The sequence below is a fragment of the Streptomyces kaniharaensis genome (assembly GCF_009569385.1).
GTDB classification, from domain to species: Bacteria; Actinomycetota; Actinomycetes; order Streptomycetales; family Streptomycetaceae; genus Kitasatospora; species Kitasatospora kaniharaensis.
This window is the reverse complement of the sequence record NZ_WBOF01000001.1, coordinates 5,712,353-5,736,818: the sequence shown is the minus strand read 5'-3', so window position 1 is coordinate 5,736,818 and position 24,466 is coordinate 5,712,353. Positions and strand designations below refer to the sequence as shown.

Annotated in this window: 25 protein-coding genes; 12 read left to right on the top strand and 13 right to left on the bottom strand. The window is 73.1% G+C overall.

Annotation, left to right across the window (positions count from 1 at the left end; translation table 11 throughout):
- Window positions 1-31: 31 nt before the first annotated feature.
- The 8 genes from F7Q99_RS25645 to acpS all read right to left on the bottom strand — a co-directional run bounded on the left by F7Q99_RS25645 (window position 32) and on the right by acpS (window position 7,963).
- Window positions 32-430, bottom strand: a complete 399-nt coding sequence (locus F7Q99_RS25645) for an acyl carrier protein (RefSeq protein ID WP_153465134.1) — start codon at window positions 428-430, stop codon at window positions 32-34.
- Window positions 431-546: 116 nt separating this feature from the next.
- Entirely contained in the window at window positions 547-1,314 is a 768-nt protein-coding gene (fabG, locus tag F7Q99_RS25640; protein ID WP_326847113.1) for a 3-oxoacyl-ACP reductase FabG, read from the bottom strand.
- Window positions 1,311-3,737 (bottom strand): beta-ketoacyl-[acyl-carrier-protein] synthase family protein, encoded by a 2,427-nt coding sequence (locus F7Q99_RS25635; protein WP_230210314.1) that lies wholly within the window; start codon window positions 3,735-3,737, stop codon window positions 1,311-1,313. Before F7Q99_RS25635 ends, fabG begins: the two co-directional genes overlap by 4 nt.
- Window positions 3,738-3,947: 210 nt before the next feature.
- Window positions 3,948-5,327, bottom strand: a complete 1,380-nt coding sequence (locus F7Q99_RS25630; RefSeq protein WP_326847112.1) for a beta-ketoacyl-[acyl-carrier-protein] synthase family protein — start codon at window positions 5,325-5,327, stop codon at window positions 3,948-3,950.
- Window positions 5,324-5,770 carry a 3-hydroxyacyl-ACP dehydratase FabZ family protein gene (locus F7Q99_RS25625; protein WP_326847111.1) on the bottom strand — a complete coding sequence of 149 codons (447 nt, stop codon included), beginning with the start codon at window positions 5,768-5,770 and terminating at the stop codon, window positions 5,324-5,326. The genes F7Q99_RS25630 and F7Q99_RS25625 overlap by 4 nt, the downstream gene beginning before the upstream one ends.
- Window positions 5,767-7,053 carry a beta-ketoacyl-[acyl-carrier-protein] synthase family protein gene (locus tag F7Q99_RS25620; protein WP_153465132.1) on the bottom strand — a complete coding sequence of 429 codons (1,287 nt, stop codon included), beginning with the start codon at window positions 7,051-7,053 and terminating at the stop codon, window positions 5,767-5,769. The genes F7Q99_RS25625 and F7Q99_RS25620 overlap by 4 nt, the downstream gene beginning before the upstream one ends.
- Window positions 7,050-7,514 (bottom strand): hotdog domain-containing protein, encoded by a 465-nt coding sequence (locus tag F7Q99_RS25615; protein ID WP_153465130.1) that lies wholly within the window; start codon window positions 7,512-7,514, stop codon window positions 7,050-7,052. The genes F7Q99_RS25620 and F7Q99_RS25615 overlap by 4 nt, the downstream gene beginning before the upstream one ends.
- 2 nt (window positions 7,515-7,516) lie before the next feature.
- Window positions 7,517-7,963, bottom strand: a complete 447-nt coding sequence (gene acpS, locus F7Q99_RS25610) for a holo-ACP synthase (protein ID WP_195911168.1) — start codon at window positions 7,961-7,963, stop codon at window positions 7,517-7,519.
- A gap of 322 nt (window positions 7,964-8,285) precedes the next feature.
- Here acpS and F7Q99_RS25605 point away from each other — a divergent pair, with 322 nt between their 5' ends.
- The gene (locus F7Q99_RS25605) at window positions 8,286-9,029 is read left to right on the top strand and encodes a TetR/AcrR family transcriptional regulator (protein ID WP_153465126.1); all 744 of its coding nucleotides are present in this window, start codon (window positions 8,286-8,288) and stop codon (window positions 9,027-9,029) included.
- Window positions 9,030-9,064: 35 nt separating this feature from the next.
- The gene (locus F7Q99_RS25600) at window positions 9,065-9,622 is read left to right on the top strand and encodes a hypothetical protein (protein ID WP_153465125.1); all 558 of its coding nucleotides are present in this window, start codon (window positions 9,065-9,067) and stop codon (window positions 9,620-9,622) included.
- 58 nt (window positions 9,623-9,680) lie between these two features.
- On the opposite strand, the gene F7Q99_RS25595 is transcribed toward F7Q99_RS25600, so the two are convergent.
- Genes F7Q99_RS25595 through F7Q99_RS25580 form a run of 4 tightly spaced genes read right to left on the bottom strand, consistent with a single transcriptional unit; the run spans window position 9,681 to window position 13,721 of the window.
- Window positions 9,681-11,198 (bottom strand): cytochrome P450, encoded by a 1,518-nt coding sequence (locus F7Q99_RS25595; RefSeq protein WP_153465124.1) that lies wholly within the window; start codon window positions 11,196-11,198, stop codon window positions 9,681-9,683.
- The gene (locus F7Q99_RS25590) at window positions 11,198-12,580 is read right to left on the bottom strand and encodes a cytochrome P450 (RefSeq protein ID WP_153465123.1); all 1,383 of its coding nucleotides are present in this window, start codon (window positions 12,578-12,580) and stop codon (window positions 11,198-11,200) included. Before F7Q99_RS25590 ends, F7Q99_RS25595 begins: the two co-directional genes overlap by 1 nt.
- Entirely contained in the window at window positions 12,577-13,176 is a 600-nt protein-coding gene (locus tag F7Q99_RS25585) for an ester cyclase (RefSeq protein WP_153465121.1), read from the bottom strand. The genes F7Q99_RS25590 and F7Q99_RS25585 overlap by 4 nt, the downstream gene beginning before the upstream one ends.
- Complete coding sequence (locus F7Q99_RS25580; RefSeq protein WP_153465119.1) at window positions 13,173-13,721, bottom strand: ester cyclase; 549 nt, start codon at window positions 13,719-13,721, stop codon at window positions 13,173-13,175. The genes F7Q99_RS25585 and F7Q99_RS25580 overlap by 4 nt, the downstream gene beginning before the upstream one ends.
- Window positions 13,722-13,973: 252 nt before the next feature.
- Here F7Q99_RS25580 and F7Q99_RS25575 point away from each other — a divergent pair, with 252 nt between their 5' ends.
- From F7Q99_RS25575 to F7Q99_RS25530, 10 genes are all read left to right on the top strand, one after another.
- Window positions 13,974-14,522, top strand: coding sequence for an ester cyclase (locus tag F7Q99_RS25575; protein WP_153465117.1), 549 nt, complete (start codon window positions 13,974-13,976; stop codon window positions 14,520-14,522).
- The gene (locus F7Q99_RS25570; protein ID WP_153465116.1) at window positions 14,519-15,067 is read left to right on the top strand and encodes an ester cyclase; all 549 of its coding nucleotides are present in this window, start codon (window positions 14,519-14,521) and stop codon (window positions 15,065-15,067) included. Before F7Q99_RS25575 ends, F7Q99_RS25570 begins: the two co-directional genes overlap by 4 nt.
- A gap of 78 nt (window positions 15,068-15,145) precedes the next feature.
- On the top strand, window positions 15,146-16,699 hold the full coding sequence (locus tag F7Q99_RS25565; RefSeq protein ID WP_153465115.1) for an MFS transporter: 1,554 nt from the start codon (window positions 15,146-15,148) through the stop codon (window positions 16,697-16,699).
- A 43-nt stretch (window positions 16,700-16,742) separates the two neighbouring features.
- Window positions 16,743-17,660, top strand: a complete 918-nt coding sequence (locus F7Q99_RS25560) for an ester cyclase (protein WP_153465114.1) — start codon at window positions 16,743-16,745, stop codon at window positions 17,658-17,660.
- Between the two features lie 115 nt (window positions 17,661-17,775).
- Window positions 17,776-18,882 (top strand): FAD-dependent oxidoreductase, encoded by a 1,107-nt coding sequence (locus F7Q99_RS25555; RefSeq protein ID WP_195911166.1) that lies wholly within the window; start codon window positions 17,776-17,778, stop codon window positions 18,880-18,882.
- A 15-nt stretch (window positions 18,883-18,897) separates the two neighbouring features.
- On the top strand, window positions 18,898-20,034 hold the full coding sequence (locus tag F7Q99_RS25550) for an FAD-dependent oxidoreductase (protein ID WP_153465112.1): 1,137 nt from the start codon (window positions 18,898-18,900) through the stop codon (window positions 20,032-20,034).
- 93 nt (window positions 20,035-20,127) lie between these two features.
- Window positions 20,128-21,645: a phytoene desaturase family protein gene (locus F7Q99_RS25545; protein ID WP_153465111.1), complete on the top strand. Its 1,518-nt coding sequence runs from the start codon at window positions 20,128-20,130 to the stop codon at window positions 21,643-21,645.
- 73 nt (window positions 21,646-21,718) lie between these two features.
- On the top strand, window positions 21,719-22,240 hold the full coding sequence (locus F7Q99_RS25540) for an ester cyclase (protein WP_153465109.1): 522 nt from the start codon (window positions 21,719-21,721) through the stop codon (window positions 22,238-22,240).
- A gap of 2 nt (window positions 22,241-22,242) precedes the next feature.
- Window positions 22,243-22,581, top strand: coding sequence for a Rieske (2Fe-2S) protein (locus tag F7Q99_RS25535; protein ID WP_153465107.1), 339 nt, complete (start codon window positions 22,243-22,245; stop codon window positions 22,579-22,581).
- A gap of 188 nt (window positions 22,582-22,769) precedes the next feature.
- On the top strand, window positions 22,770-23,591 hold the full coding sequence (locus F7Q99_RS25530) for a tyrosinase family protein (protein WP_230210902.1): 822 nt from the start codon (window positions 22,770-22,772) through the stop codon (window positions 23,589-23,591).
- Between the two features lie 45 nt (window positions 23,592-23,636).
- Here F7Q99_RS25530 and F7Q99_RS25525 read toward each other — a convergent pair whose 3' ends face one another.
- Entirely contained in the window at window positions 23,637-24,281 is a 645-nt protein-coding gene (locus tag F7Q99_RS25525) for a dihydrofolate reductase family protein (protein WP_153465104.1), read from the bottom strand.
- Between the last annotated feature and the right edge of the window lie 185 nt (window positions 24,282-24,466).

Sequence of the window (24,466 nt, the reverse complement as noted above, 5' to 3'; positions counted from 1 at the left end):
GTTCGCTGCTCGTGCTGACGGGGAATCGGCCTCAGGCGGCCACGGCCGACTTGTGGACGACCAGCTGGACCAGGTTGGCGACCGTGAACAGGCCCATCACCCGGGTGGCCTGGAGCCGTCCACTGAGCGCCTCGACGTCGATCTGCGGCATCACGGTCTTGAGCTGGGCGAGCGCCCGGTCGGTCACGATCTCGTTCTCGTCGCCGAACTCCTCCTCCGGGATGCCGCCCTGGACGTACTCGGCCAGCTCGGCCGCCTGGATCTTGACGCCGAGCGAGCGCTCCAGCCGGAACAGGATGTCGAGCAGGTCGATCGACTCGGCGCCCAGGTCGTCCAGCAGGGTCGCGTCGTCGACGACCTCCTCCGGCTCCGCGCCCAGGGCGTCGGCGACGGCGGTGTGGACGGCCTCGGTGATGTGGGTGAGAGACATGCTGTGTTCCATCGCTTTCGTATCGGTCCTGGTACTGTCGGTTCGGTCCTGGTACTGCTAGAGAGATCCGCGGCCGGGCCGGCCGGATACACCAACTCGGCCGCGGTTCGGGCGGATTACGGGCGCCCGAGGCCGAGGGCGGTCATCGCGCCGCCGTCGACGTTGACCAGCGCGCCGGTCATGTACGCGGACTCCGGGCCGGCCAGGAAGCGCACCACCTCGGCGATCTGCTCGACCGGGCCGAAGCGGCGCATCGGGATCTGCTTCCTGATGGACCGGCCGGTCTCGCCCTCGGTCAGCCCGGCCACCAGCTCGGTGGGCGAGAAGCCGGGCAGCACCGCGTTGACCCGGATGCCGAACCGGGCCGACTCCATCGCGCAGCAGCGGGTGAAGGCGTTGACCGCGCCCTTGGAGGCCGCGTAGTTGGACTCGCCGATCCAGCCGCGCTCGCCCATCACCGAGGAGACGTTGACGACGACCCCGGAGCCCTGGGCCATGAAGTGCGGCAGCACGGCCTTGGTGCAGTGGAAGACACCGCCGAAGTTGACCTTCATCGTGTCCAGCCAGTCGTCCATCCCCATGTGGTAGATGAGCGCGTCCCGGGCGATCCCGGCGTTGTTGACCAGGATGTCCAGCCCGCCCAGCTCATCGATGGTGCGGGCGGCCATCGCCGCGGCGTCGGCCGCCTCGGCGACGTCGCCGGCGATCGCCACCGCCCGCCCGCCGGCCTGCTCGATCGCACGGACCAACTCCTTGGCCGGCCCCTCGGACGCGCGGTAGTTCACCGCGACCGCGGCCCCGTCCGCCGCCAGGGCGCGGCACACCGCCGCACCGATGCCCCGCGACCCGCCCGTCACCAGGGCGACCTGTCCGGCCAGCTTCACCGGCCCTCTCCTTCCGTACGTGTGGTCCCGGCGGCCGCGGCGCGGACCGCCAGCGTGATGTGGGTACCGCCCAGCGACGAGCTGTTGACCAGCGCGGGCGTGCCGTCGCCGGTGTGCAGCGCCAGGGCGGCGCAGAGCGCTCCGCCCACCCCCATGGGCTCTCCGAGGACGGTCTTGGGCGCGTGCAGCCGCAGCGCCGGGTCCACCGCCAGCCGGGCGACCGCGGCCGCCTCGGCCCGGTCGGCCGGGTCGAGGCCCGCGGCGGAGAGCCAGATCTCGGCCACCTCCTCCGCCCCGAGCCCGGCGTCGTGCAGCGCGGCGCGCATCGCCCGCTCCAGCCCGCGCCCACGCGGGTCCCAGAGACGGGCCCGGCTGGCGTCCGAGGCCATGCCGTACCCGAGCACCGTGCCGAGGATGCGCGCGCCCCGGGCCTCGGCCACCGAGCGGCGCTCCAGCACCAGCGCGACGCTGCCCTCGGCGAGCAGGAACCGCCCGTCCGGGGCGCCACTCGGGCCGCGCGTGCTCGCGGCGCCGAGCGCCGTGTAGGCGCGCGCCACCTGGGCGGTGAGGGTGTCGGTGGCGGTGGCGACCAGGGTGTCGGCCCGGCCGGCCGCCAGCAGGTCGGCCGCGTAGCCGATGGCGGCCGCGCCCGTGGCGTGACCGACCGACACGGTGGACGTCGGGCCGCGCAGGCCCAGGTTGAGCGCGACCTGCCCGGCCGCCTGGTTGTAGACGGTGTTCGGGAAGACCGCCGGGTCGGCGGCGGCCGGCCCCTCGCCGAGGACCGGGAGCGTGAAGCGCTCCATGGCCTCCATCGGCCCGGTGCCGGTGCCGAAGATCACCCCGACGGTCCGGGCCGGCTCACCGCCCGGCTCGATGCCGGCCGCCTCCAGCGCCTTGGCCGTGGCCACCACGCTGAGCACGCCGAGCCGGTCCATCCGGCGCCGCGCCCGCCGGTTCAGGTACGGCTCCGGGTCGAGCTCGACCCGGCCGACCCGTACCCCGGCAAGCTCTCCACCGGGCTCGCGCCGTCCCATGACGTCACGCCAGGCGCCTGACACACCGTCACCCGCCGGACTGAGCACGGAGATTCCGGTGACCACCACCTCCTCGCGGCCCGCCGCGGGCGGGCGGTGGCCCAGCGCGGGACGGGTGAGCACCAGCGCCGCGTTGGCACCGCCGAAGGCGAAGTTGTTGGACAGCGCCGCCCCGGCCGCGATGGGCCGCGCGGTGCCCGGTACGTAGTCCAGCGGGCAGGCCGGGTCCTGGGCGCTGAAGCCCGCGGTCGGCGGTGCGATCTGCTCGGCCAGGGCGTGGGCCGTCACGATGGCCTCGGCTGCGCCGGCCGCGCCCAGCAGGTGGCCGATCACCGACTTGGTGCTGCTGACCGGGATCCCGGCCGCCGTCTCCTTCCCGAGCGCCAGCCGGATCGCACTGCTCTCCGCCGGGTCGTTCTTCGGGGTGCCGGTGCCGTGCCCGTTGATGTAGCCGATGTCGGCCGGGCACAGCCCCGCGTGGGCCAGCGCGGCGCGGATCGCGCCCGCCGCGCCGAGGCCCTCCGGGTGCGGCGCGGTCACGTGGTAGCCGTCCGCCGAGAGGCCGTACCCGGCGACCTCGGCGAGCACGGTCAGCCCGTGCCGCTCGGCGAGGTCGGAGCGGACCAGCACCACCATGCCGCTGCCCTCGCCGAGCGAGAGCCCCTGCCGGTCCGCCGAGTACGGCGCGGCGGGCTCGGGCGACAGCGATTCCAGCGAGTTGAAGCCCGCGAGGACGACGTCGGAGAGCGCGTCGCTGCCGCCGGCCAGCACCGCGTCGACCCGGTCCTGACGCAGCAGGTCGGCGGCCCAGCCGATGGCGTTGGCCCCGGAGGCGCACGCGGTGTTGACCGCGAGCACCGGGCCGCGCAGCCGCAGCGCCGCGGCGACCGCCTCGGCGAGGGCCTGCGGGGTGACCAGGGCGGGCAGGCGGTGGTCGGGCACGGCGCCGGACGCGCCGGCGGCCAGCCACGCGCGGGCGGAGAGCAGCCCGGCGTTGCAGGTGCCCAGCACCACGCCGAACCGGTCGGGGTCGACCAGCCCGGCCGGCAGCCCCGCCATCGCCTCCTCGGCGGCGACCAGGGCCAGGTCGACGGCCCGCTCGCGGAAGTCGTCCGGGCGGCGGTAGGCGCCGCGCGGCCGCAGCGGGGCGGTCACCTCGCCGCCCAGCTTGGTGCCGAGCCCGTCCATGGGCAGGCCCTGGACCGGCCGGATCGCGACCCGGCCGGAGCGGGCACCCCCCCAGAGCGCGGCCGTGCCCGCACCCTGGGAGGTGATCGCGCCGGTGGCGACGATGGCGACGCCCGGCGCGCGATCTCCAGGCATGGGGCGGGCGGGTTCGGGGCGGGCGGGTTCGGCGTGGACGGGGGTCGTGGACGTGTCAGACATCGCTCGGGCCTCCTCGGGTCCCGGTCCTGCGGGCTCGTGGCCGGGCGGCTGTGCGGCAGCCCTGCCCGGTGCGGCCGTTCTGCTGCTGCCTCGGATGGTTGGCGCGCGGCTGCCAGCCGATCGCCATCAACACCAGTTCCATGGGCGGCATCCAGGCCTGGCTGTCACTCAGAGTCGGGGGCCTGCGCTTCGCGGACTGCGCGGCGGTGGTCATCGCTGCTCCGCATCGCTCAGCCCGCGGTCGCTCGGGCTCGAATCGCCCAGCCCGCCGTCGCTCAGGCCCGGGTCGCTCAGCACCAGCGCCACCTGCTGCCCCTCCAGGCCGCGGGCGATCGCCACCGTGTGGCGCAGCCGCAGCTCACGGGCCTCGCGCGGCACCCAGTCCAGGGCGCGGCACTCCGGGTCGGGCCGGTCCAGGTTGAGCGTGGGCGGCACCGCGCCGGTGTCCAGGGCCAGTGCGCAGACGGCCACGTTGAGCGCGCCCGCGCCGGCCACCAGGTGCCCCGTGGCGGGCTTGACACTGCTGGCCACCGCCGTGCTGTGCGGCCCGAACGCCCGGACCAGCGCCCGGGCCTCGCTGCGGTCGCCCAGCCGCGTGGCACAGCCGTGCGTGGCGACGTACGAGACCTCCGAGGCGGGCACCCGCGCGGTGTCGAGCGCCCGGCCGATGGCCGCCGCGAGCGGACCGCCGTCGGGCTCGGGGGTGATCAGGCCGTCGCCGTCCCGGGTGGCGGCCGAGCCGCGGATCTCCGCGTAGACGGTCGCGCCGCGGCGGCGGGCCGCGTCGAGGTCCTCCAGCACCAGGTAGGCCGCGCCGTCGCCGAGGACCGAACCGCTGCGCTCGACGTCGTACGGGCGGAACACCCGATCGGCGGGCAGGTCGGCGGTGGCGAGCACGCCGAGGCCGTCCATCCTGGTCATGCTCCACCAGGACGCGGCGTCGTCCGAGCCGCCGGCCAGCGCCATGTGGCACTCGCCGCTGCGCACCGCCCGGTAGGCGCGGGCGATCGCCGCGGCACCGGCGTCGGAGGTGCCGTGGAAGTAGGCGTTGGGGCCCTTGAAGCCGTGGGCGTGGGAGAGGTGGAACAGCGCGGCCGACTGCAGGCCCTCCACGTAGTACAGCGGGTGGAAGGCGGAGGTCATCCGTTCGCCGAGGCGGCGGAAGTCGGCCCGGCCCTGCTCGTCACGGGCCGCGAGGCTGCCGCTGAGCAGGTGCTCGGGGTTGGAGATCTCCTTGTTGCCGCCGACGAACAGCGCGGCGCGCTCCGGGTCGTAGCCGGCCCCGGCCACTCCGGTCGGGCCGCCCAGACCGGCGTCCTCCATGGCGAGGGCGGCGCCGGCGATCGCCAGGCGGTCGTTGCGGGTGGTCATCCGCAACGACCTGCGGTCGGCGTAGCGCTCGGGGCGGAAGCCGTCGAGCTCGGCGGCGTGCCGGGTGACCAGCGCGGACGCGTCGTAGCCGCGGATCGGGCCGATGCCGCTGCGGCCCTCCAGCAGACCCTTCCAGGTTTCGGCCCGGCCCTCGCCCAGGGCGGTGAGCAGCCCGACGCCGGTGACGGCGACGCGGCGCCTCGGCCGGTGCGTCTTCACGCCCTCACCCCGCTCAGGCTGCTCAGCACCGGGACACGGCCGGTGACCCGGGCGAGCCGCAGCTCGCGCACGGTGGTGACGGTCCGGCCGTCGACCGTCACGGTGGCCGAGCCGCGGATCGTGTCCGCGGAGGCCTCGGTGATCCTCACGTCGACGACCATCCGGTCGCCCGGCTCGACGTAGCGCCGGTAGCGGATCCGGGAGACCTCGGCGAGCGTCCAGGCGCCGGCGCCGGCCGCGAGCCTGGCGGTCTCGGCGATGTCGTCGAGGATCAGGACGCCGGGCAGGACCGGGAAGCGCGGGAAGTGCGTGGCGAACAGGGCGAGGGTGCCGGGGACGTTGCGGGTGGCGACCGCGCGCAGGCCGGGGACGACCTCCAGCACCTCGTCCATCCGGTGCGGCGGCTCCTGCGGTGCGTCGAGGAGCTGGGGTGCGGTGCTCACGATTCCTCCTGGGCTGGCGAGGGTTGCGGCTCGTGGCCGGGAGCGCGGACCACGAAGCAGGCGTTGGTGCCGCCGAAGGCGAAGGCGTTCACCAGCGCCGCGCGGACCTGCCGGGCGCGGGCGCGGTTCGGTACGTAGTCGAGGTCGAGCCTGGGATCGGGGTGGTCGAGGTTGACGGTGGGCGGGACCACGCCCTCCCGGATCGCGCCGAGCGCGGCGACCAGGTTGACCCCGGCGGCGGCCGAAGTCAGGTGCCCGGTCATCGACTTGGGCGAGCTGACCAGCAGGTCGTGGGCATGCTCCCGGAACACCTCCTTGATCGCGACGGTCTCGCTGAGGTCGTTGCCCGGGGTGCTCGTGCCGTGCGCGACGACGTAGTCGATGCCGTCCGGCCCGAGCCCGGACTCGGCGAGCGCGTCCCGCATGGCCGCGATGGCGCCGCCGCCGTCCGGTGGCGAATCGGTGATCCGGTAGGCGTTCAGGGTCGAGCCGTAGCCCACCAGTTCGGCGTGGATCCGGGCGCCGCGGGCCACGGCGGTGTCCCAGCCCTCCAGGACGGCGAAGACCGCGCCCTCGCCGAGCACGAAGCCCGACCGGTCGGCGTCGAAGGGCCGGGAGGCACGCTCGGGCCGGTCGTTCCAGCGGTCCGTGAGCGCGCCGAGCAGCGAGAAGCCGACCACGTCCATCCACGTGGTGAGGGCGTCGAAGCCGCCGGCCACCATCAGCGCCGCGTCGCCGTCCTGGATCGCCCGGTAGGCCTCGCCGATCGCGTGCGCCGCGCCGGCGCAGGCGGTGCTCAGGCTCAGCATCGGTCCGCGGGCCCCGGCGGCCCCGGCCACCGCCCGGGTGCCGAGGTTCTGGTTGCGCCGGAGCACGTCCACCGGGGCCTGCCGGTACAGGTCGCGGCAGCCGCTCGACTCCAACTGGTGTGACATGTCGACGAGTTCCTGCAGCTCCGGGCGGCCGACGGTGCCGGCCACGGCCACTCCGCGGCGGTACGGACCGGTGGCCTCCCACTCCCCGGCGTCGCGCAGCGCCTCCCGGGCGGCGGCCGCGGCGAACAGCGCGGCGCGGGAGAGGTGGCGGCGCTCGCGCGCCGGGCCGGCGGTGTCCGGGGCGAAGTCCCTGACCTGGCCGGCGATCCGCACCGGCATGGTCGAGGCGTCGAAGGTCCGCAGCGGGCCGACCCCGCTGCGCCCCTCGGCGAGCGCCTGCCAGGTGGTCGGCGCGTCGTTGCCGAGCGGGGTGACCGCGCCGATCCCGGTGATCGCGACCCGGCTCATCGGGCACCGGCCGCGTCGGACAGGCCGCGGGTGAGGCGGCGCTCCAGCAGCCGGGTGGCCTCCAGGTCCTCCAGCTCGTCGGCGGGCAGCAGCGCGCACATGACCGCGTCGGCGGTCATCACCAGGCGTCCGTCCACTGTGGCCGTACCGCTCAGGACGGCGGTCTCGTCGCCCAACGACTCGACGGTGCCGACAAGTTCGATGATGTCGCCGGGGCGGACGGGGCCGTGGAAGGCCACCCCGTCGACGGACAGCAGCGCGGCCCGGCGGCGCAGGTCGGTGGTGATCATGATGAGCCAGGTGCCGGCCTGGCAGAGCGCCTCCAGCACCAGCGGGGCGGGCATTTCCGGGCCGCGGCCGGTGTCCCGCCAGTGGTCCTCCAGCCGGGAGGTCACCTTGCGGGCGCGGACGGCTCGGCCCGGTTCCAGGGCGTCGATCCGGTCGATGAGATGGAAGCGCATGGTCATCCTTCGTCGTGCGCGGTGTCCTGGGCGGGGCCGTCCGGCGACGGACCGTCCTGGGCAGGGCCGCCATGGGCGGGAAGCAGTACGGCCTGGGCGAGGGCGTAGCCGCCGGTGTGCGAGAGCGAGACCTGGGCCCCGGCCCAGCCCGCCCGGAGGCAGTGCTGCGCGGTGACCCCGCTCAGACGCACGCGCGGCGGGCCGAGCGGGGTGGCGACCACCTCGACGTCCGTCCAGGCCTGACCGGGGCCCAGCCCCGTCCCGAGCGCCTTGAGCACCGCCTCCTTGGCGGCGAACCGGGCGGCGAGGTGGGCCGGACGGTTGCGTTTGCCCTGGCAGTACGCGATCTCGTCCTCGGTGAAGATGTCCCGCTCCGCGCCGCTGTTGCGCGCGAGCAGGCCGTCCAACCGGTCGATCTCCACCAGGTCCACCCCCATGGCGATTCGCACGCCGGGTCCCCCTCCCGTCGGTGCGCCGCACGTAGGCGGCGGCGCTGCACCAGAACAGATCCAGCGGTGCGGCCGGCGGATACAGGCGGATCCGAACCGGTCGGCCGGTGTGGTGGGCGTATCCGCCGGACTGCGGCGCAGATCTCCTCTGGGAGACGGCATCGCACGGACCAGGGAGTTTCACCATGACAGAGCGCGCCGACCCGACGCACGCCGATCCGCGAACATCTGTCAGTTCCGGCACGGGTTTTCACTTTGGCGATAGCCGCTAGACTGAGGTCCGGTTACCGATCGGTCGGCCTGGCGGAGTGGAGAAGGCTCGATGGTCAGGCAGGTGGCGGAAGCGCCGGTGCTCACGCGCAGGGAGCGCGCGCGGCAGGCGACGATCGCCGAGATCAAGTCCGTGGGACGCGAACTGCTCGCCGGCGAGGGCGAGTCCGGTGTCACCATCCGTGCCATCGCGCGGGAGATGGGGATGACCGCCCCGGCGGTGTACCGCTACTTCACCTCGCACGAGTTGCTCATCAGGGCGCTGCGCGCGGACGTCTTCGCCGAGGCCGCCCGGGCGGTGCTCACCGGCGCGGACGACGGGGCGGCCCGGGACGACGCGCTCGGTCGGCTGCTCGCCGCCGGACGGGCGCTGCGGCGCTGGGCGCTGTCCCACCGCCACGAGTTCTCGTTCGTCCTGGGCCGCTCCCCGGTGAGTCCGGACGACGCCTGCGACGACGAGGCCCAGGACGCCGGCTGGGTGTTCGGCTCGGCGTTCGCCGGCCTGCTGTTCGAACTCTGGCTGACGCGCCCCTTCCCCGTCCCGGCCGAGTCGGAACTGGCCCCGGAGCTGGTCGAGCAGTTGAACGGGCTGCGGATCTCCCGGCAGTTGGACCTGCCGGTGGGGGCGATCGCGGTCATGCTGAGCGGCTGGGTCCGGCTCCACGGCGTGATCTGCCTCGACGTCCTGGGCCACCTGGCCTTCGTCCTGCCGGACGCCGAGGCCTTCTTCGAACACGAACTCCACCGGCTCTGCACCGAGTTGGGCATGGCCGACGGATACCGGCCACCACGCTAGGGCAGGCCGGCCGCACCCGAGAGGCAGGAAACGCCATGACCGGTCCGCTGGACCGCCTCATCCCCGATCCTCAGTTCACGCTGGTGCACGAACGCCACATCCCGCGCAGCCCCGACACCGTCTGGCAGGCCCTGGAGACCCTGCGCTTCAGCGACCTGCCGCTCGTACGGGGCCTGCTCGGCGCCCGGATGGCCTCCTCCCGGGGCCCGCACGAGACCGCGGACAACCACGCGACGCTGCGCGAGCACATGACCCAGCGGGGCTACACGATCCTGGCCAACGAGCCGCCGCACCTCGACGCCGTGGGCGCGGTCACCCGGTACTGGCAGTTCCGCGTGCCACCGCCCGAACCACTCACCTCCGCCGAGGAGTTCACCGCCTTCGACCGGCCGGGCTACGCCAAGGCGCTGTCCGCGTTCATCCTCAGCGAGGCCGACGGCGGCACGCTGCTGCGCTGCGAGACCCGGATCTCCGCCACCGACCAGGCGTCCCGGCGCCGCTTCGCCGCGTACTGGTGGGGCATCCGACTGGGCAGCTCGCTGATCCGGCAGATGATCCTGACGGCCGTGGCACGCAAGGCCGTTCAGCTCTGAGCCGCCGTACGTGTGCGGCCCCTCCCCGAACGGGAAGGGGCCGCAGACGTGCGGGCGCTCAGTCCGCCGCGGGCCGGTACGGGCAGACCGGAGCCTGCTGCGGCTCGGCCCGCCCGTGTGCCACCGGGCAGCCGGCGCCCGGTGCGGGCTCGTCCGCCGGTACGACGACCGGGGCGGGCTCGCCGGCGGTCGAGCGTTCCTCGGCGGTGACCTCGCGCAGGGTCATCCGGATCCCGTACCGGGCGCGCAGCGAGATGTCCGGCTGCATGACGATCGGGTGCCCCGGGACGAGGTTCAGGTGGTAGCGCTGGAGGAGCGAGGCCAGCACGATGGTGAGCTCCATGTTGGCGAAGGCCAGCCCCACGCAGTTCCGCGGGCCGCCGACGTACGGGACGTAGGCGTAGCGCGGCCGCCCGGCCGAGCGCTCCCGGGTGAAGCGCTCGGGGTCGAAGCCCTCGGGGTTGTCCCAGAACTCCGGGTTGCGGTGGGTGATGTAGGTGTTGAGCAGCAGGAACGAGCCGGCCGGGATGTGGTAGCCGCCGAGCCGGTCGTCGCGCAGCGGCATGCGGGCGACCTGCCACAGCGGCGGGTAGAGCCGCAGTGCCTCCTGGACGAAGAGCTTGAGGTACTTCAGCTGGGGCAGGTCGGCCATGGTCGGCGGACGGTCGCCGAGCACCTGGAACACCTCCTGCCGGGCCCGCTGGGTGGCGGCCGGCTGGGCGGAGAGCAGGTAGCAGATCCAGGACAGCGTGGCGGCGACGGTCTCGTGGCCGGCGATGAACAGCGTCATCACCTGGTCCCTGAGTTGACGATCGGTCATGAGCTGCCCGGTCTCCGGGTCGGCGGTGTGCATCAGCATGGACAGCAGGTCGGCGTCGGCGCCCTGGTCGGGATGGCGCCGGCGCTCGGCGATGAGCCGGTACACCGTCTCGTCGAGGACCCTGCGGGCCGCCAGGAACTCCCGGTTGCGCCGGGTGGGCACCCGTTCCGGCAGGTCCGCGACGGAGATCAACTTGGCGTTGATGTGCTCCAGTTGGATCCGAACGGCATCGCCGAGGGCCAGTGCGTCGGCGGACCAGTCGGCCCGGAACAGGCAGCGCGCCAGGATCTCCAGGGTGAGACTCTGCATCTCGACCCGGGCGTCCAGCGAGGCGCCGCGGCGGTGGGTCGCCTCCCAGCGGTCCAGCATGCGGCCCGCACTGTCGGCCATCACCCCGGCGAAGCGTTCCAGTGACTCGCGACGGAAGGAGGGGGCCACGGTGCGGCGCTGCCGCTGCCACTCCTCGCCCTCGCTGGTGACCAGGCCCTCCCCCACGGAGACGCTCACCTTGCGGTTGAAGTCGTCCGGGTGGGGATAGTTGGCGAAGTTGTCGGCGAGGATGTGCTTGAGGTGGTCGGGGTGGGTCACCAGGATCACGGGGACGGGCCCGCGGAAGCGGACGAGGTCGCCGTGGTCGCGCCAGGCGGCGACGAAGGTCCGCAGCGGATCGCGGCGGAAGTCCAGCGCCGAGCCGAGGAGCGGCAGCCCGCGCGGGCCAGGCGGGCCGGGCCGCGGCACCGAGGAGGTCGCCGCCATCACCCGGCCACCGTCCGCACGTGCTGGATCCGCATCGGCATGCCGTCGCGCGGGTACAGGAAGACGTTCGAGGTCGGCTCGCAGACGTGGCCCGGGGCGAGGGTCAGCCGGTAGGACTGGAGGATCCGGGCGATCACCAGCGGGGCCTCCAGAACTGCGACCGACGAGCCGGGGCACAGCCGGGGGCCGCGCGAGAACGGGATGTAGGCGTACAGCGGCCCGCCCCCGGTGGCGCTCTGCTCGAACCGCTCGGGCCGGAAGCCCTCCGGGTTGGGCCAGTACTTCGGGTGACGGTGCATCAGGTAGGGGCTGATGAACACCTGGGAGCCCGCGGGGATGCGGTAGCCGCCGATCTCGTCGTCCTCGACTGGGCTGCGCGAGAGCGTCCACACGGACGGGTAGAGGCGCAGCACCTCCTGGAAGAAGGCGCGCAGGTACCGGAGTTGGGGAAGGTCACCGGCAGCGGGCTCGCGATCGCCGCAGACCTCGGCGAGCTCGGCCCGGATCCGGCGCTCGGTCCCGGGGTGCCGGGAGAGCAGGGAGAACGCCCAGACCAGGGAGAGCGCGGTGGTCTCGTACCCGCCGAGGAACATGGTGACGACCTCGTCGCGCAACTGCTTGTCGCTCATCCGGTGGCCGGTCTGCTGGTCCTGCGCCGTGAGGAACCTGGTGAGCAGGTCGTCCGGCGGGGAGCCGTCCCGGCGGCGGTCGGCGATCAGCCCGTAGACGAAGGCGTCGAGCAGGGCGCGGGCCTCCAGGAACTGCCGGCGGGCCCGGCTCGGCAGCACCTCCGGCAGCTCGACGAACCGCTGCAGGCGGGTGTTGGTGTAGGCGTTGCAGATCCGCACGGCACGGGCGAGGTCGCCGGCCCGGGTGCTGACGTCGGTGCTGAACAGCGTCTGCATGACGATGGTCAGCGCCAGCCGCATCATCTCCGGGGTGATGTCGACCGTCCGGGCGCCGTCCGCCAGCGGCTTCCACTCCTTGACGAGCTCGCTCGTGGCGTCGACCATCGCCGGGGCGAAGCCGGCGATCCGGGAGCCCTTGAACGCGGGCTGGGCGAGCCGCCGCTGGCGGAAGTGGAACTCGCCGTTGCTGGTGAACAGGCCCTGGCCGACCCAGGGTTCGAACTTTCCGACGGAGAGCGGGTCCTTGGGGTAGTTGGGCTGGTGGTCGTCGAGCACGTGCTTGATGCAGTCCGGGTCGACGATGAGGAACAACTGGCGATTGCCGGGCAGTTGGAAGCGCACCAGGTCGCCGTAGCGGCGCCAGGCGCGGGTGAAGGTGCCCACCAGGTCGCGGACGAGGTCCGGTCCGGACTTCACCAGCGGGTAGCCCGCCGGGCCCGGCGCTTCACGCCGGTAGCTCAGCATCATGCTCATGCGCCCTCGCTTCGGTCCGGGCGGCCTGCGCGCAGGCCGCGGTTGTGGTCGACGGAACGGGCCCTGGCCCGCAGCCGGGCGAACCGGGGCACGGCGGCCAGGGTGTGGCCCAGCCGGCGGAGCGGGCGGGCGTCCGGAGCGGGCAGCACGCCGAGCCCGGTCAGCATGCTCAAGTAGCCGGCCTCCTGCCAGAGTTCGACCAGGAGGCCCTGGTCGTCCCACTGCTCCACCAGCAGCTCGTCCAGCGCGACCCGGCGGCCGGTGGGCGGCACGCCGAAGAGTTCGCCGAGGTGGGTGCCGGTGAAGCGGAGCCGGGCGGCGACCAGGTGGCCCTCGGCGAAGACGTCCAGGCTCTCGACGGTGACGTCCGGCTTGGCCCGCCACAACTGCCGCACCACGTCCCTGAAGCCCTCCCGGTTCAGTGCCGGGCGGCCCGGGAGGTTGAACACGGCGTCGGGGCGGGAGAGTTCGTCGATGACGCGCAGATCGCGTTCGGTGAACAGGCGACGGCCGAACTCGGCGGCCAGGGTCTTCGGGTCGGGCTGTCCGGACGTCTTCGGCCTCGTCCGGGCCGGGTCGGTCCTGGTGGGGGTCACGTCGTCTTCCTCTCTCGGGCGGCCCGCCGGGTCAGCGCGGTCAGCCGGGCGGTCACGCCGACGGCGTGGCCGACCCGGCCCAGCGCGCCCAGGCCGGCGGGCGGAACGAGGCCGAGCTGGTCCAGCACCCCGAGGTCGTCCCCCTGCTGCCACAGCTCGGCGACGCGGCCGTCCTCGAAGCGGAAGATCGTCATCTCGGTGGTGCGGACGCGCATGCCCGTGGGCGGGATGCCGCCCAGCCTCCCGAGGTGGGTGCCGAGCACCTCGGAGCGGAGCATCACCCGGTCCCCGTCCCCGATGCAGTGCAGGGGCCGGTACCGCAGGTCGGGCAGCGCCCGGCGGCGCTCGGCCGCCACCCGCCGGTAGACGGCGGGACCGCGCAGCTCCGCGACACCCGGAAGGTGCCCGACGAAGTCCGGTCGGAAGTGCTCGTCCACGGCGGCCAGATCACCGCGGTTCCACACCCGGTCGGCGATCTGCTCGACCAGGTCCTTGAGACCGCTCGGCGGGAGCCCCGCCGAGTTGGTCCGTTCAGCCTTGCTCATCTGCCCAGCCTTCGGTCCGGGGGCGGTGGTGTGCTCGCGCGCAGCGCGTGCAGGGGCGGGTTCCCGCCCGACAGGAGAGATCGGTGCGGCCCGCTCCCGGATACACCCGGGGCCCGGTGTATCCGGCGGCCCTCCGGTCGGCTCTGTGTTACCGAGCGCCCGCCGCAGTCCGACGCCGTCTGGCGCCGGGCTGACCGGCTGATCCGCGCGAACCGCACCGAAGCACCACCGGACGAAGAAGAAAGGCAGCCGATGGACTCCAGTCGGGACGGCCGGGCCCTGGGCCCGAGAGAGCTCGGTCCCAGGATCCTTGACGACCTGTGGAACAGGAGGGACGTCGGGGTGATCGACCGCCACTTCGGCAGCGAGGTGGTGACGCACCTGCCGCTTCCGGGCCAGCCGGTGATCAAGGGCACGCCCGGTCTGCGGAAGCTGGCCGAGGACATGTTCGCCGCGCTCCCGGACCTCGCGTACCGCGCCGTGGAAGTGGTCGCGGCGGGCGACAAGGTGCTGGTCCGGGGTGAACTCACCGGCACCCAGCGCGGGTTCCTCATGGGCATCCCGCCCACCGGCCGCTCCACCCGGCTCACCGAGCACGTGATCCTCCGGTTCGACGGCGACCGGGTCGTGGAGATGTGGCAGCAGGCGGACTACCTGAGCGTGCTGTCCCAGCTCGGCATCACGCCGCCGGAGGGGGCCGGGCCGCTCGGCACCGTCGCGCACACCTTCAGGACCGTCGGCCGCCTCGGCGGGCTGGCGGTCAGGGACCGGATCCGGCAGCGGAAGGCGGCAGCCCGATGACCATCGACGAGACGGTGACCGAGCCGGCCACCACGCCCTTCACCCTCACCCGCGAGCACATCCTGATGGTGTCGGACCTGTCCTGGTCGGACGACAACTCCCGGGCGCTGCCGTGGTATTCGCAGGACTACAAGTGCTACCTGCCGGGCCGGCCGGTGCTCAACGGCGGCCAGGAGTTCCTGGACACGCTCAACCTCGTCAAGGCGGCGAAGCCGGACGTCGACATCGAGTGGCACGACATCCTCGTCGACGGCAACAAGGCCGTGCTCCACGTGACCTTCCGCGGCCACCACCTGGGCCCGCTCTTCGGCATCCCGCCGACCCGGCGGCTGCTGGAGATCGGCGAGATCATCATCGAGACCTACGACGACCGGGGCCGGATGGTGGAGTTCCGCCAGGAGGGCGACTACGCCGGGATGCTCACCCAGATGGGCATCGTCCCGCCGCCCGGCACCGGGCCGCTGGGCACCATCGCGCACTCCGTGAGGACGGCCGTCCGCCTCGCCGCGCTCGACCGCGCCCACCGCAGGGTGCACGGCGGGTAACCGCCGCCTCCCAGCGGACCGAAGTCCCCCGCGAGCGAACCGCCCCGGTCTCGCGCCGACCCCGAAGGGAGCTCCGCCATGGAGCGCTCCGCCGTGCACCAACGCCGCTGGCGGATCCTGGCCGTCCTGTGCCTGAGCCTGATCGTCATCGGCATGGACAACCTGATCCTCAGCCTCGCCCTCCCCCGCGTCCAGCAGGACCTGGGGGCGAGCGGCGGCGACCTCCAGTGGATCGTCGACTCGTACAGCCTGGCCTTCGGCGGCCTGCTGCTGCTCGGTGGCGGCCTGGGCGACCGTTTCGGCCGCAAGCGCATGCTGATGACCGGCCTGCTGCTGGTCCTCGGCTTCTCCGCCGGCGCCGCGTTCGCCGGCAGCCCCGGGGCGCTGATCGCGATGCGCACCGGCATGGGCGTGGGCGGCGCGTTCGTCATGCCCGCCACCCTGTCCATCATCAAGGACGTCTTCCCGGTGGAGGAGCACGCCAAGGCGATCAGCGCCTGGGCCGGTTCGGGCGCGATCGGCGTGCCGCTCGGACCGGTGCTCGGCGGCCTCCTGCTGGAGCACTACTGGTGGGGCTCGGTGTTCCTGATCGCCGTCCCGGTGGTGGTGATCGCCCTGATGGCCTGCGCCGTGATGGTGCCGGAGTCCCGCAACCCGCGCCGGACCAGGCTGGACCTGGCCGGCGTGGTGCTCTCGGTGGTCGGCCTCGGCACCCTCGTCTACGGCGCCATCGAGGGGCCGCGGCGCGGCTGGACGGACACGCTGACGCTGGCGAGCCTGGCCCTGGGCGTGACCCTGTGCGTCGGGTTCGTACTGTGGGAGCGCCGGAGCGACCACCCGATGCTCTCCGCCGAGCTGTTCCGCAGCCCGAAGTTCGCGGGCAGCGCGGTGGCCATGTTCTGCGTCAACTTCTGCCTCTTCGGGCTGCTGTTCGTGGTCACCCAGTACTTCCAGTTCATCCGGGGGCACGGGCCGCTGGCGTCCGGCCTCCGGCTGCTCCCGGTGCTCACGGCCATCGTGGGTGCCCAGTTGGGCACCCGGCTCGCGGCGCGGATCGGGCTCAGGCCGGTGGCCGTGGCCGGCCTGGCCGTCCTGGTCGCCAGCATGGCGCTGATGACCGGCGCGGACGGGTCGAGCGAGACGCTCGCCCTGGTCTCGCTCGGGCTCTTCGGCTTCACCATGGGCCTCGTCCTGCCGCCGTGCGCCGACGCCCTGCTGGCCGCGGCACCCGCCGAACAGGGCGGCGCCGCCTCGGCCGTGACCGACGCGACGCTCCAGGTCGGCGGCTCGCTGGGGATCGCGGTGATCGGCAGCGTGCTCGCCACCACCTACCGCGACGGCCTGCCGGACCTCGACTTCCTCCCGTCCCCGGCCACGGCCGCCGTACGGGACTCGATCGGCGGCGCCGAGGCCGTGGCCCAGCACACCGGCGGGGACGCGGCCACGGGCCTGCACACCGTGGTGTCGGACGCCTTCGTCGGCGCGCTCGCCGACGCCATGTGGACCGGCGCCGGCGTGGCCCTGGTCGGGGTGCTCGCCGTGCTGTTCCTGCTGCCCGGACGGCGTGGTTCGCGGACGCGGCAGTCAGGCGCCGCGCGCGAGGCCGCCACCGACGAGCTGGTCGCGTCCTGACCCTCCAATTCGCTTTCCGTGAGCCCTACTTGAGAGAGACAGCGTGAAGAAGAAAAGCGTCTTCCGATTCCTCGTGGTCGCCGTCGTGGGCGTGCTGATCGCGGCGTTCTTCCAGGGCAACGCCGGCGCGGCCGACCGCAAGGACCGGCCGACCGACACCGTCGGCGCCGAGAGCAGGCGCGTGGTCCTGGGCTTCTACCAGGAGGTCCTGGCCAAGAGGCAGCTCGACCTGGTCGGCCAGTACATGCGCGACGACTACGTCCAGCACAGCCCGGGCCTCAAGTCCGGTGTGCAGGGCTACCTCCAGGACTACGCGCTCTTCCACAGCGTCTTCCCCGACCTGGAGGCCACCATCTACCGCGTCGTCCCGCAGGGCGACAAGGTGTTCCTGCTGGCCACCTTCCGCGGCCACCAGGTCCAGACCGGCAAGGAGCTGGTCTTCAACACCGCCGAGCTCTACCGGGTGCAGGACGGCAAGCTGGCCGAGCACTGGGACGTCGTCGACTACGCGGCGATGGAGGCCTTCGGCGTCAACCTGCCCGGCGGAGTGGAGCCGTCCACGCCCACCGACTGGAGCGGCACCAACGCCCAACGGCTCAACCTGCTCCGGCTGTTCTTCACCGTCGACGGCGTCTACCGCATCCCGGACAGCCCCTTCCACGGCGCGCTCGCCGAGGACCTGATCCAGAACCAGCCGGGCGTCGAACCAGGGCTGGACGGACTGCGGGACAACGTCGACAGCTACCGCGAGCGCTTCCCCGACCTCAGCTTCGAAATCACCCACACCGTCGCCGACGACGACACCGCGGTCGTCTACTGGGTCTGGCGCGGCCACGAGAAGGGCACCGGCAAGCCGCTCGAACTCAACCGCGCCGACGTCTTCCGCGTCGACCACGGCAGGTTCGTCGAGCACTGGAGCCGCCTCGACTACCGGGCCGTCAACCCCTTCGGCCTGAGCTGAGTGCCTGAGCCGAGTCACCCCGGCCGGCCGCCCGGTCGCCTTCGGCGGCCGGCCGGTGACCGCGGCCCCGCGTGGGCCCTCCCGCCTGTCGGAGCCGAACAAGGAGGAATCTGTCGTGTCACGACCATCGGTGATCATCGTCGGAAGCGGCGTGGGCGGGCTCGCCCTGGCCGGCATGCTCACCCGGCAGGGCTGTGAGGTCGTCGTCCTGGAACGCTCGGCCGAGCGCCGCGACGGTCTGGCGATCACCATCTGGCCCAACGCCCTCCGGGCGATCCGCCGCTCCGGCGGCGAGGAGATGTACGAAGCCGTGCTGAAGGTCTGCGAGCCGATCCACTCGGCCCGGATGATCAGCCAGTCCCGGGGCCCGCTGGCCGCCATCGACCTGGGCTTCCTGACCCGCCGCTACGGCGTCACCGGCCAGGGCGTGACCCGGGCCGAGCTGCTCGACACCCTGATCGCCCTGGCCGGGGCACCGGTCAGGTTCGGGGCCGAGGTGAGCCGGGTGAGCCCGGACGGCACGGTCGTCCTGACCGACGGCGAGACCCTGCGCGCCGACGTCGTGGTTGGCGCCGACGGCGTCGGCTCCACCGTCCGCCGCTCACTGCTGCGCCCGGGCCAGGACGATCGCCGGGAGAACCCGCTGGAGAGCTGGCAGGGCGTCGTCGACCGCGGCGGCATCTGGACCTCCGAGGGCGCCGACTTCCACTTCGGCCCCCTGGGTACCTGCGGCATCATGCCGCTGACCGACGACCGGGTCTACTGGTTCGTCGACGGCTCCATCCGGACGCCGCCGACCGGCGAGGGCTGGCCGGACGTGGTGCGCGCGCTCGTCGCCGCCACCCCCGCCGAGCAGCTCTTCCCCGGCCAGGCCTGGGACCGCCGCCCGGTCCGCCGCTGGGGCCGCGGCCGGGTCACCCTGCTCGGCGACGCCGCACACCCCATCCTCCCCACCATCGGACAGGGCGCCTGCATGGCACTGGAGGACGCCGGCGTCCTCGCCGCCCGGATCGCCCAGGACCCTGACCCGGTCTGCGCCCTGCGCCGCTACGAGGACGACCGGTACCCGAGGGTCCTCGGGCACTTCAAGAAGGCCCGCGGCATGCTCCGGATGCGTGCGCTGCCCGGCGCCGTCCGGGACCGCATGCTGGCCGCCCTGCCGGACCGGACGATCACCCGGATGTACACCGAATCGACCGTCCCCCTACCCGAGTTCAGTTAGCCAGGAGGAGCAGGCATGTCGCGAGTGAAGAGCGTGATCGTCGTCGGAGGGGGCATCGGCGGGCTCTCGCTGGCCGCGCTGCTCACCCGCAGGGGCATCGAGGTCACGGTGCTGGAACGGTCCGAAGGCATCCCGCGCGGCATCGCCATCTGCATCTGGCCGAATGCCGTCCTCGCCCTCCAGGCCGCCGGCGACGCGAAGTTGGCGCACGCGGTGCGCGACCTCTCGCACCGGATCGACCGCGCACACTTCCAGTTGGTGTCCGGCCGGACCATCGCCGACGTCGACCTCGACGTCAAGCTGCGCAGCCGCTACGGGATGACGGGCTTCGGCGTCACCCGGGCCGAGCTGGTCGAGACACTCGCCGCCGAGGCCGGAGCCGAGGCCGAGGTGCGCCACGGCGTCGAGGTGGTCGAGGCCCGCCGGGACGGCCGGGTGACCCTGGCCGGCGGCGAGACGCTCAAGGCCGACGTCGTGGTCGGCGCGGACGGTGTCGGGTCCGTGGTCCGCCACACCGTGCTGCCGGCCGAGCCGGGCCCGGACCGGCGGGAGGACAGCGTCCGTCTGACCGGCTGGCAGGGCTACGCGAGCGGGGTCGAGGCGGACTACCCCAGCGGCGACATCATCTTCGGTCCGACCGGAGTCGCCGGCATCATCCCGCTCACCGCCGGCCGGACGTACTGGTTCATGCAGGCGCCGCACGACCGGAGGCCGACCGGCGACGACTGGAACGAGCGCGTCCGCCGGGTGATCGCGGCGACCCCGGCCGACCGCGTCCACCGTGACAACCCGCGCGACCTTCGCCCTGTCCGCGCGTGGGGGCGGGGGCGCGTCACCCTGCTCGGCGACGCGGCGCACTGCATCCTGCCGACCGTGGGCGTCGGGGCCTGTATGGCCATGGAGGACGCCGCCGTGCTGACGCTCGCACTCGGCTCCCACGACGACCCCGAGCACGCCTTACGCGCCTACGAGGCCGAGCGCTACCCGCGCGTCCACCGGGTCTTCAGGCGCGGGCGGGCGGCACAGCGCATCCAGCGACTCGATCCGGCGATCCGCGACCGGTTCGTCACCACCGTGCCACCGGCGCTGATCGAGCACGTCTTCCTGTCCAGCACGCTCCCGCTGCCTCGGTTCGCGGGCCGGCTCGACTGACCCGGCTGCGACGGCGCCGTGTATCCACGATCCGGCCGGCGGGATCTCACCTACCGGCGCGGCACGCACGAACCACTCACCCTTGGAGAACTCATGGCACTCACGGATCCCGCCGCCCCGCCCGGTGGCGACTACGACGTGATCGTGGTCGGCAGCGGGCTGGGCGGACTGGCCGCGGCGGCGTACCTGGCGAAGTTCGGCCGCCGGGTCCTGGTCCTGGAGCAGGCCAAGGGCATCGGCGGCTACGCCCACGCCTTCCAGCACGACGGCCGCTACTACGACCCCGCGATCCACGTCGTCCCGGGCGCGGCCGAGGGCGGGACGATCGACGCGCTGCTGCGCTACCTCGGGGTCCGCGAGCTGTGCGAGTTCGTGGAGTCGGACGCGCTCTACCGGGTGGTCATCGACGACGTCGTCCTGGACGCCCCGTTCGGCTCCGAAGCCTTCATCGAGGCCCACGTCCGGCTGTTCCCGCACGAGGCGGAGGGCATCCGGGGCTTCTTCGGGCTCTGCGAGCGGTTCCTGGCGGAGGCCCACCAGGTGCCGCTGCAGCTCTCGCCCAAGGAGCTGGGCGAGGCGGTGAAGCGGTTTCCGACCCTGTTCGGCAACCGGATGTCGACCCTCGGCGAGGTCCTCGACCGCTACGTCACCGACCCGCGCTGCAAGGCCTTCTGCACGGCCGGCTGGCCGTACATGGGCCTGCCGCCGTCCCAGCTCTCGTTCGAGCTCTTCGCCCGCTTCCTCTACACCCAGATGCACGGCCTGTACCACTGCAAGGGCGGCTTCCAGCACCTGGTCGGGGCGCTCGTCACCTCGATCGAACGGGACGGCGGCAAGCTGCTCACCGAGACGAAGGCCGAACGGATCCTGGTCCGGGACGGGCGCGCCGAGGGCGTCGTGCTGGCCGGCGGCCAGGAGCTCCGCGCGCCCGTGGTGATCTCCAACGCGGACGCCCGGCAGACCTTCGAACAGCTGGTGGGCCTCGACCTGCTGCCGACCGCCTACCGGCGGCGGCTGAACTCGCTGCGGTCCTCGATGTCGATGTTCGTCGTCTACGCGGCCACCACGCTGGACATCGCGGCGGCCGGCGGCGCCCACGAGACCTTCATCTTCGAGACCGACGACCACGACGCGACGTTCCAGGGCTTCGCCGACGGCCGGGCCCCCGCCACCGTCGTCGTGGTGCCGACCCTGCTGGACCCGAGCCTCGGCCCGGCGGGCGAGCACCTGGTGACGTCGACCGCGCTGGCGCCCTACCACGGCCCCAGGTCCTGGGACGAGTTGAAGCCCGAGCTGGAGGAGAAGTACCTCGACCTGATCGAGCGGCTCTACCCCGGCTTCCGGGCTGGCCTGACCTTCGTCCGGAGCGCCACGCCACTCACCCTGGAGCGCTACACCCTCAACCACGAGGGCGCCGCCTACGGCTGGGAGAACACCCCGGCCCAGGCGGGCAGCAAGCGCCTGACGTACCGCACCCCCGTCGAGGGGCTCTACCTGTCCGGCCACTGGGCGCAGGCGGCCAGCGCGCTGCGGGTGATCGTGTCCGGCAGCCACACCGCGCAGGAGATCCTGCGCGCCGACGGGCTCACCGACGTGGGCCCCGAGCTCTGACCACCCGGGCTCCGACCAGCCGAGCTCCGGCCACGCGAGCTCCGACCAGCAAGAACATCGCGAGGAGACAGCTATGACGACCGAGACCCGTCCGGACACCGTCGCGGTGTACCAGGAGATGGCCCGCCGGTACATCGAGGAGGTCTGGGACAAGAACAACGCCGCCACCGAGGCCGAACTGCTGGCCCCCGACTGGGTCGACCACATGCCGCTGCCCGGCTGCCCGCAGGGCCCGGCCGGCCACCGCGCCGCCGTTCAGCTGATGCACGACGCCTTCCCCGACCTGCGCTTCTTCCTGGACGACGTGGCGATCATGGGCGACAAGGTGGTCGACCGCTGGACCGCCACCGGCACCTTCCTCGGCGAGCTGTACGGCTTCCCGGGCAACGGCGAGCGCATGATCATGACGGGCCTGGACTTCCACGTGGTCCGCAGCGGCAGGTTCGCCGAGCTCTGGCACGAGGAGAGCACCGCGTCCATGGTCGAACAGCTCGGCATGGCCCCGAAGCCCGGATCCGGCCCGGGCGCCATCGTCGGCCTCACCGTCGGCAACATCTTCCGCGTCGCCAAGTACCGTATCCGCGGGCGGCGTTGAGCATGAGCGCCGAACCGGAGTCCACACCGGGCGTGGCCAGGCTGACGGACGTCCCGCCGGGAGAGCTGCTGGCCGTGACGGCGCCTGACGGCACCCGCGTCCTGCTGGCCAACGTCGACGGCGAGGTGCATGCCGTCGCGAACGAGTGCAGCCACGAGTTCGCCCCGCTGGAGGACGGCGAGTTGGAGGACGACACGGTGGTGTGCCCCTGGCACTTCAGCCGCTTCTGCCTCCGCAGCGGCAAGGCCCTCGACATGCCCGCCGTCGACCCGGTGGCCACCTACCCGGTCACGGTGATCGGCGACGAGGTCTTCCTCGGCCCCCGGCGCGGCGACGGCTGACGCCCCCGAGCAAGGTCACGGCCCCGATCTCCGGAAGTCGGGGCCGTGGCATTGCCGCGTCCACGGCGGGACACGCTGCCGTCCCATCGGGGTATCCCGGCATGCGGAAGCCCGTGCACAGCGTGAGTCTGCTGAAAGTGCACCTCCCGCACGCGACCACGACGACACGAGGTTCCGCCGTGACCCAGATGACCGAGCACCAGCTCGCCACCCTCGCCCACCCCGACTTCCTCGCCCACGCCACCACCTCCCACGACGGCCACGGCCCCAAGACCTTCGGCGACCTGACCGCCATGCGCCGCGCGCAGCCCGCCGAGAAGGTCCGCAAGAACGAGAAGGAGCTCACCGCGACCGAACGGTCCCGGCTGGTCGACGCGTTCGACGTCATCAACCAGTCCGGTGTGCTCGGGAACTTCGTCGCCATCCACGCCGACATGGGCCACCACCAGCACCGCATGTCCGGCGACCCCCACGACATCGGGGCCCAGCGCTTCCTCCCCTGGCACCGGGTGTTCCTCGACCAGGTCGAGACCGAGCTGCGCCGCGTCCACTCCGAGGTCACGATCCCGTACTGGGACTGGACGGCCGACCAGCAGATCCCGGTCTGGCTGGCCGACGTCCTGCCGAGGGTGATCGTGCCCGGCCCCATGGGCGGGATCGTCCAGGTGACCCGCTCCCCCGGCAGCCTGCACCACCTGCAGCAGATCACCGCCCCGCTCAACCGCGTGATGCAGGCCGGCGGCTTCACCACCTTCGTGGACGGGCTGGAGTCCGTCCACGACCAGGTGCACGACTGGGTCGGCGCCTCCATGTCCGACCTCGCGACCGCCCCGGCCGACCCGCTCTTCTTCCTGCACCACGCCAACGTCGACCGGCTCTGGTCGACCTGGCACCCCACGCACCCGAGCGAGAACCCGACGCTGAGCGGCGACGACGTGGTGATGGACCCGTGGCGCGTCACCGAGCCGACCACCCGGCACATCGACAACTTCCACTACTCCTACAGCTGACCGTCCGGCTGCACCCCGGCGGCACGGTAGTGCCCCCGGGGTCCGCTACGGCCGGGTGAAGGTCACGTGGGTGACGCCGCTGGGGGTGGTCACGGACTCGACGTCGAAGCGCCCTTCGAGTCCTTCGAGCCCGCCCCACAGGCGCTCGCCGCGGCCCAGGACGATCGGGACGACCACGACGTGCAGGTGGTCGACGAGGTCCTCGGCGAGGAACTGGCGCACGGTGGTGGGCCCGCCCCCGATGCGCACGTCCAGGCCGGCGGCGGCCTCGGACGCCTGGCGGAGCGCCTCCTGCGGCGTGGCGTCGATGAAGTGGAACGTGGTGCCGCCCTCCATCTCCACGGACGGGCGCGGGTGGTGGGTGAGGACGAACACCGGGGTGTGGAAGGGCGGGTTGGGGCCCCACCAGCCGTTCCACTCGTGGTCCTCCCAGGGCCCGCGCTGGGGGCCGAACTTGTTGCGGCCCATGATCTCCGCCCCGATGTCGGTGCCCCAGGCGCCGGCGACGGCGTCGTCGACACCGGTGCTGCCGCCGGCTTCGCCCTGCATCTGCCGGAAGGAGCGGGTCGCGAAGAACCACGCGGGCAGGCGAAGGCCGGCGTGGCCGAACGGGGCGTCGAGACTCTGTCCTTCGCCGGTGGCGAAGCCGTCGAGGGAGACGGAGAGGTTGTGGACTCTCACACGGGACATGGCGCGGCCTCCTGGTCCTCGAAGAAGGTGCTCGCGGGCCGCGATCACCTGCTGGGGGTGAGCGTAGAGGCCGGCCCGCCGGAAACCTCCGGACCGGCGCGCGGTCCGTTGCGGCGCCGGTCCGGCCGGGTGATGATCGAGAGGAACCTGACTCATGTGTCCGGTGTGCATCGTGGTCCCGTCGA

Excerpts from the sequence above, each read along its gene's own strand:
- F7Q99_RS25645 (WP_153465134.1), bottom strand. The coding sequence starts at position 430 with ATGTCTCTCACCCACATCACCGAGGCCGTCCACACCGCCGTCGCCGAC.
- F7Q99_RS25575 (WP_153465117.1), top strand. The coding sequence starts at position 13,974 with ATGGACTCCAGTCGGGACGGCCGGGCCCTGGGCCCGAGAGAGCTCGGT.
- F7Q99_RS25590 (WP_153465123.1), bottom strand. The coding sequence starts at position 12,580 with ATGAGCATGATGCTGAGCTACCGGCGTGAAGCGCCGGGCCCGGCGGGC.
- F7Q99_RS25540 (WP_153465109.1), top strand. The coding sequence starts at position 21,719 with ATGACGACCGAGACCCGTCCGGACACCGTCGCGGTGTACCAGGAGATG.
- F7Q99_RS25525 (WP_153465104.1), bottom strand. The coding sequence starts at position 24,281 with ATGTCCCGTGTGAGAGTCCACAACCTCTCCGTCTCCCTCGACGGCTTC.
- F7Q99_RS25565 (WP_153465115.1), top strand. The coding sequence starts at position 15,146 with ATGGAGCGCTCCGCCGTGCACCAACGCCGCTGGCGGATCCTGGCCGTC.
- F7Q99_RS25635 (WP_230210314.1), bottom strand. The coding sequence starts at position 3,737 with ATGTCTGACACGTCCACGACCCCCGTCCACGCCGAACCCGCCCGCCCC.
- F7Q99_RS25545 (WP_153465111.1), top strand. The coding sequence starts at position 20,128 with ATGGCACTCACGGATCCCGCCGCCCCGCCCGGTGGCGACTACGACGTG.
- F7Q99_RS25580 (WP_153465119.1), bottom strand. The coding sequence starts at position 13,721 with ATGAGCAAGGCTGAACGGACCAACTCGGCGGGGCTCCCGCCGAGCGGT.
- F7Q99_RS25595 (WP_153465124.1), bottom strand. The coding sequence starts at position 11,198 with ATGGCGGCGACCTCCTCGGTGCCGCGGCCCGGCCCGCCTGGCCCGCGC.
- F7Q99_RS25600 (WP_153465125.1), top strand. The coding sequence starts at position 9,065 with ATGACCGGTCCGCTGGACCGCCTCATCCCCGATCCTCAGTTCACGCTG.
- F7Q99_RS25535 (WP_153465107.1), top strand. The coding sequence starts at position 22,243 with ATGAGCGCCGAACCGGAGTCCACACCGGGCGTGGCCAGGCTGACGGAC.
- F7Q99_RS25620 (WP_153465132.1), bottom strand. The coding sequence starts at position 7,053 with ATGAGCCGGGTCGCGATCACCGGGATCGGCGCGGTCACCCCGCTCGGC.
- F7Q99_RS25615 (WP_153465130.1), bottom strand. The coding sequence starts at position 7,514 with ATGCGCTTCCATCTCATCGACCGGATCGACGCCCTGGAACCGGGCCGA.
- F7Q99_RS25570 (WP_153465116.1), top strand. The coding sequence starts at position 14,519 with ATGACCATCGACGAGACGGTGACCGAGCCGGCCACCACGCCCTTCACC.
- F7Q99_RS25530 (WP_230210902.1), top strand. The coding sequence starts at position 22,770 with ATGACCGAGCACCAGCTCGCCACCCTCGCCCACCCCGACTTCCTCGCC.
- F7Q99_RS25550 (WP_153465112.1), top strand. The coding sequence starts at position 18,898 with ATGTCGCGAGTGAAGAGCGTGATCGTCGTCGGAGGGGGCATCGGCGGG.
- F7Q99_RS25605 (WP_153465126.1), top strand. The coding sequence starts at position 8,286 with ATGGTCAGGCAGGTGGCGGAAGCGCCGGTGCTCACGCGCAGGGAGCGC.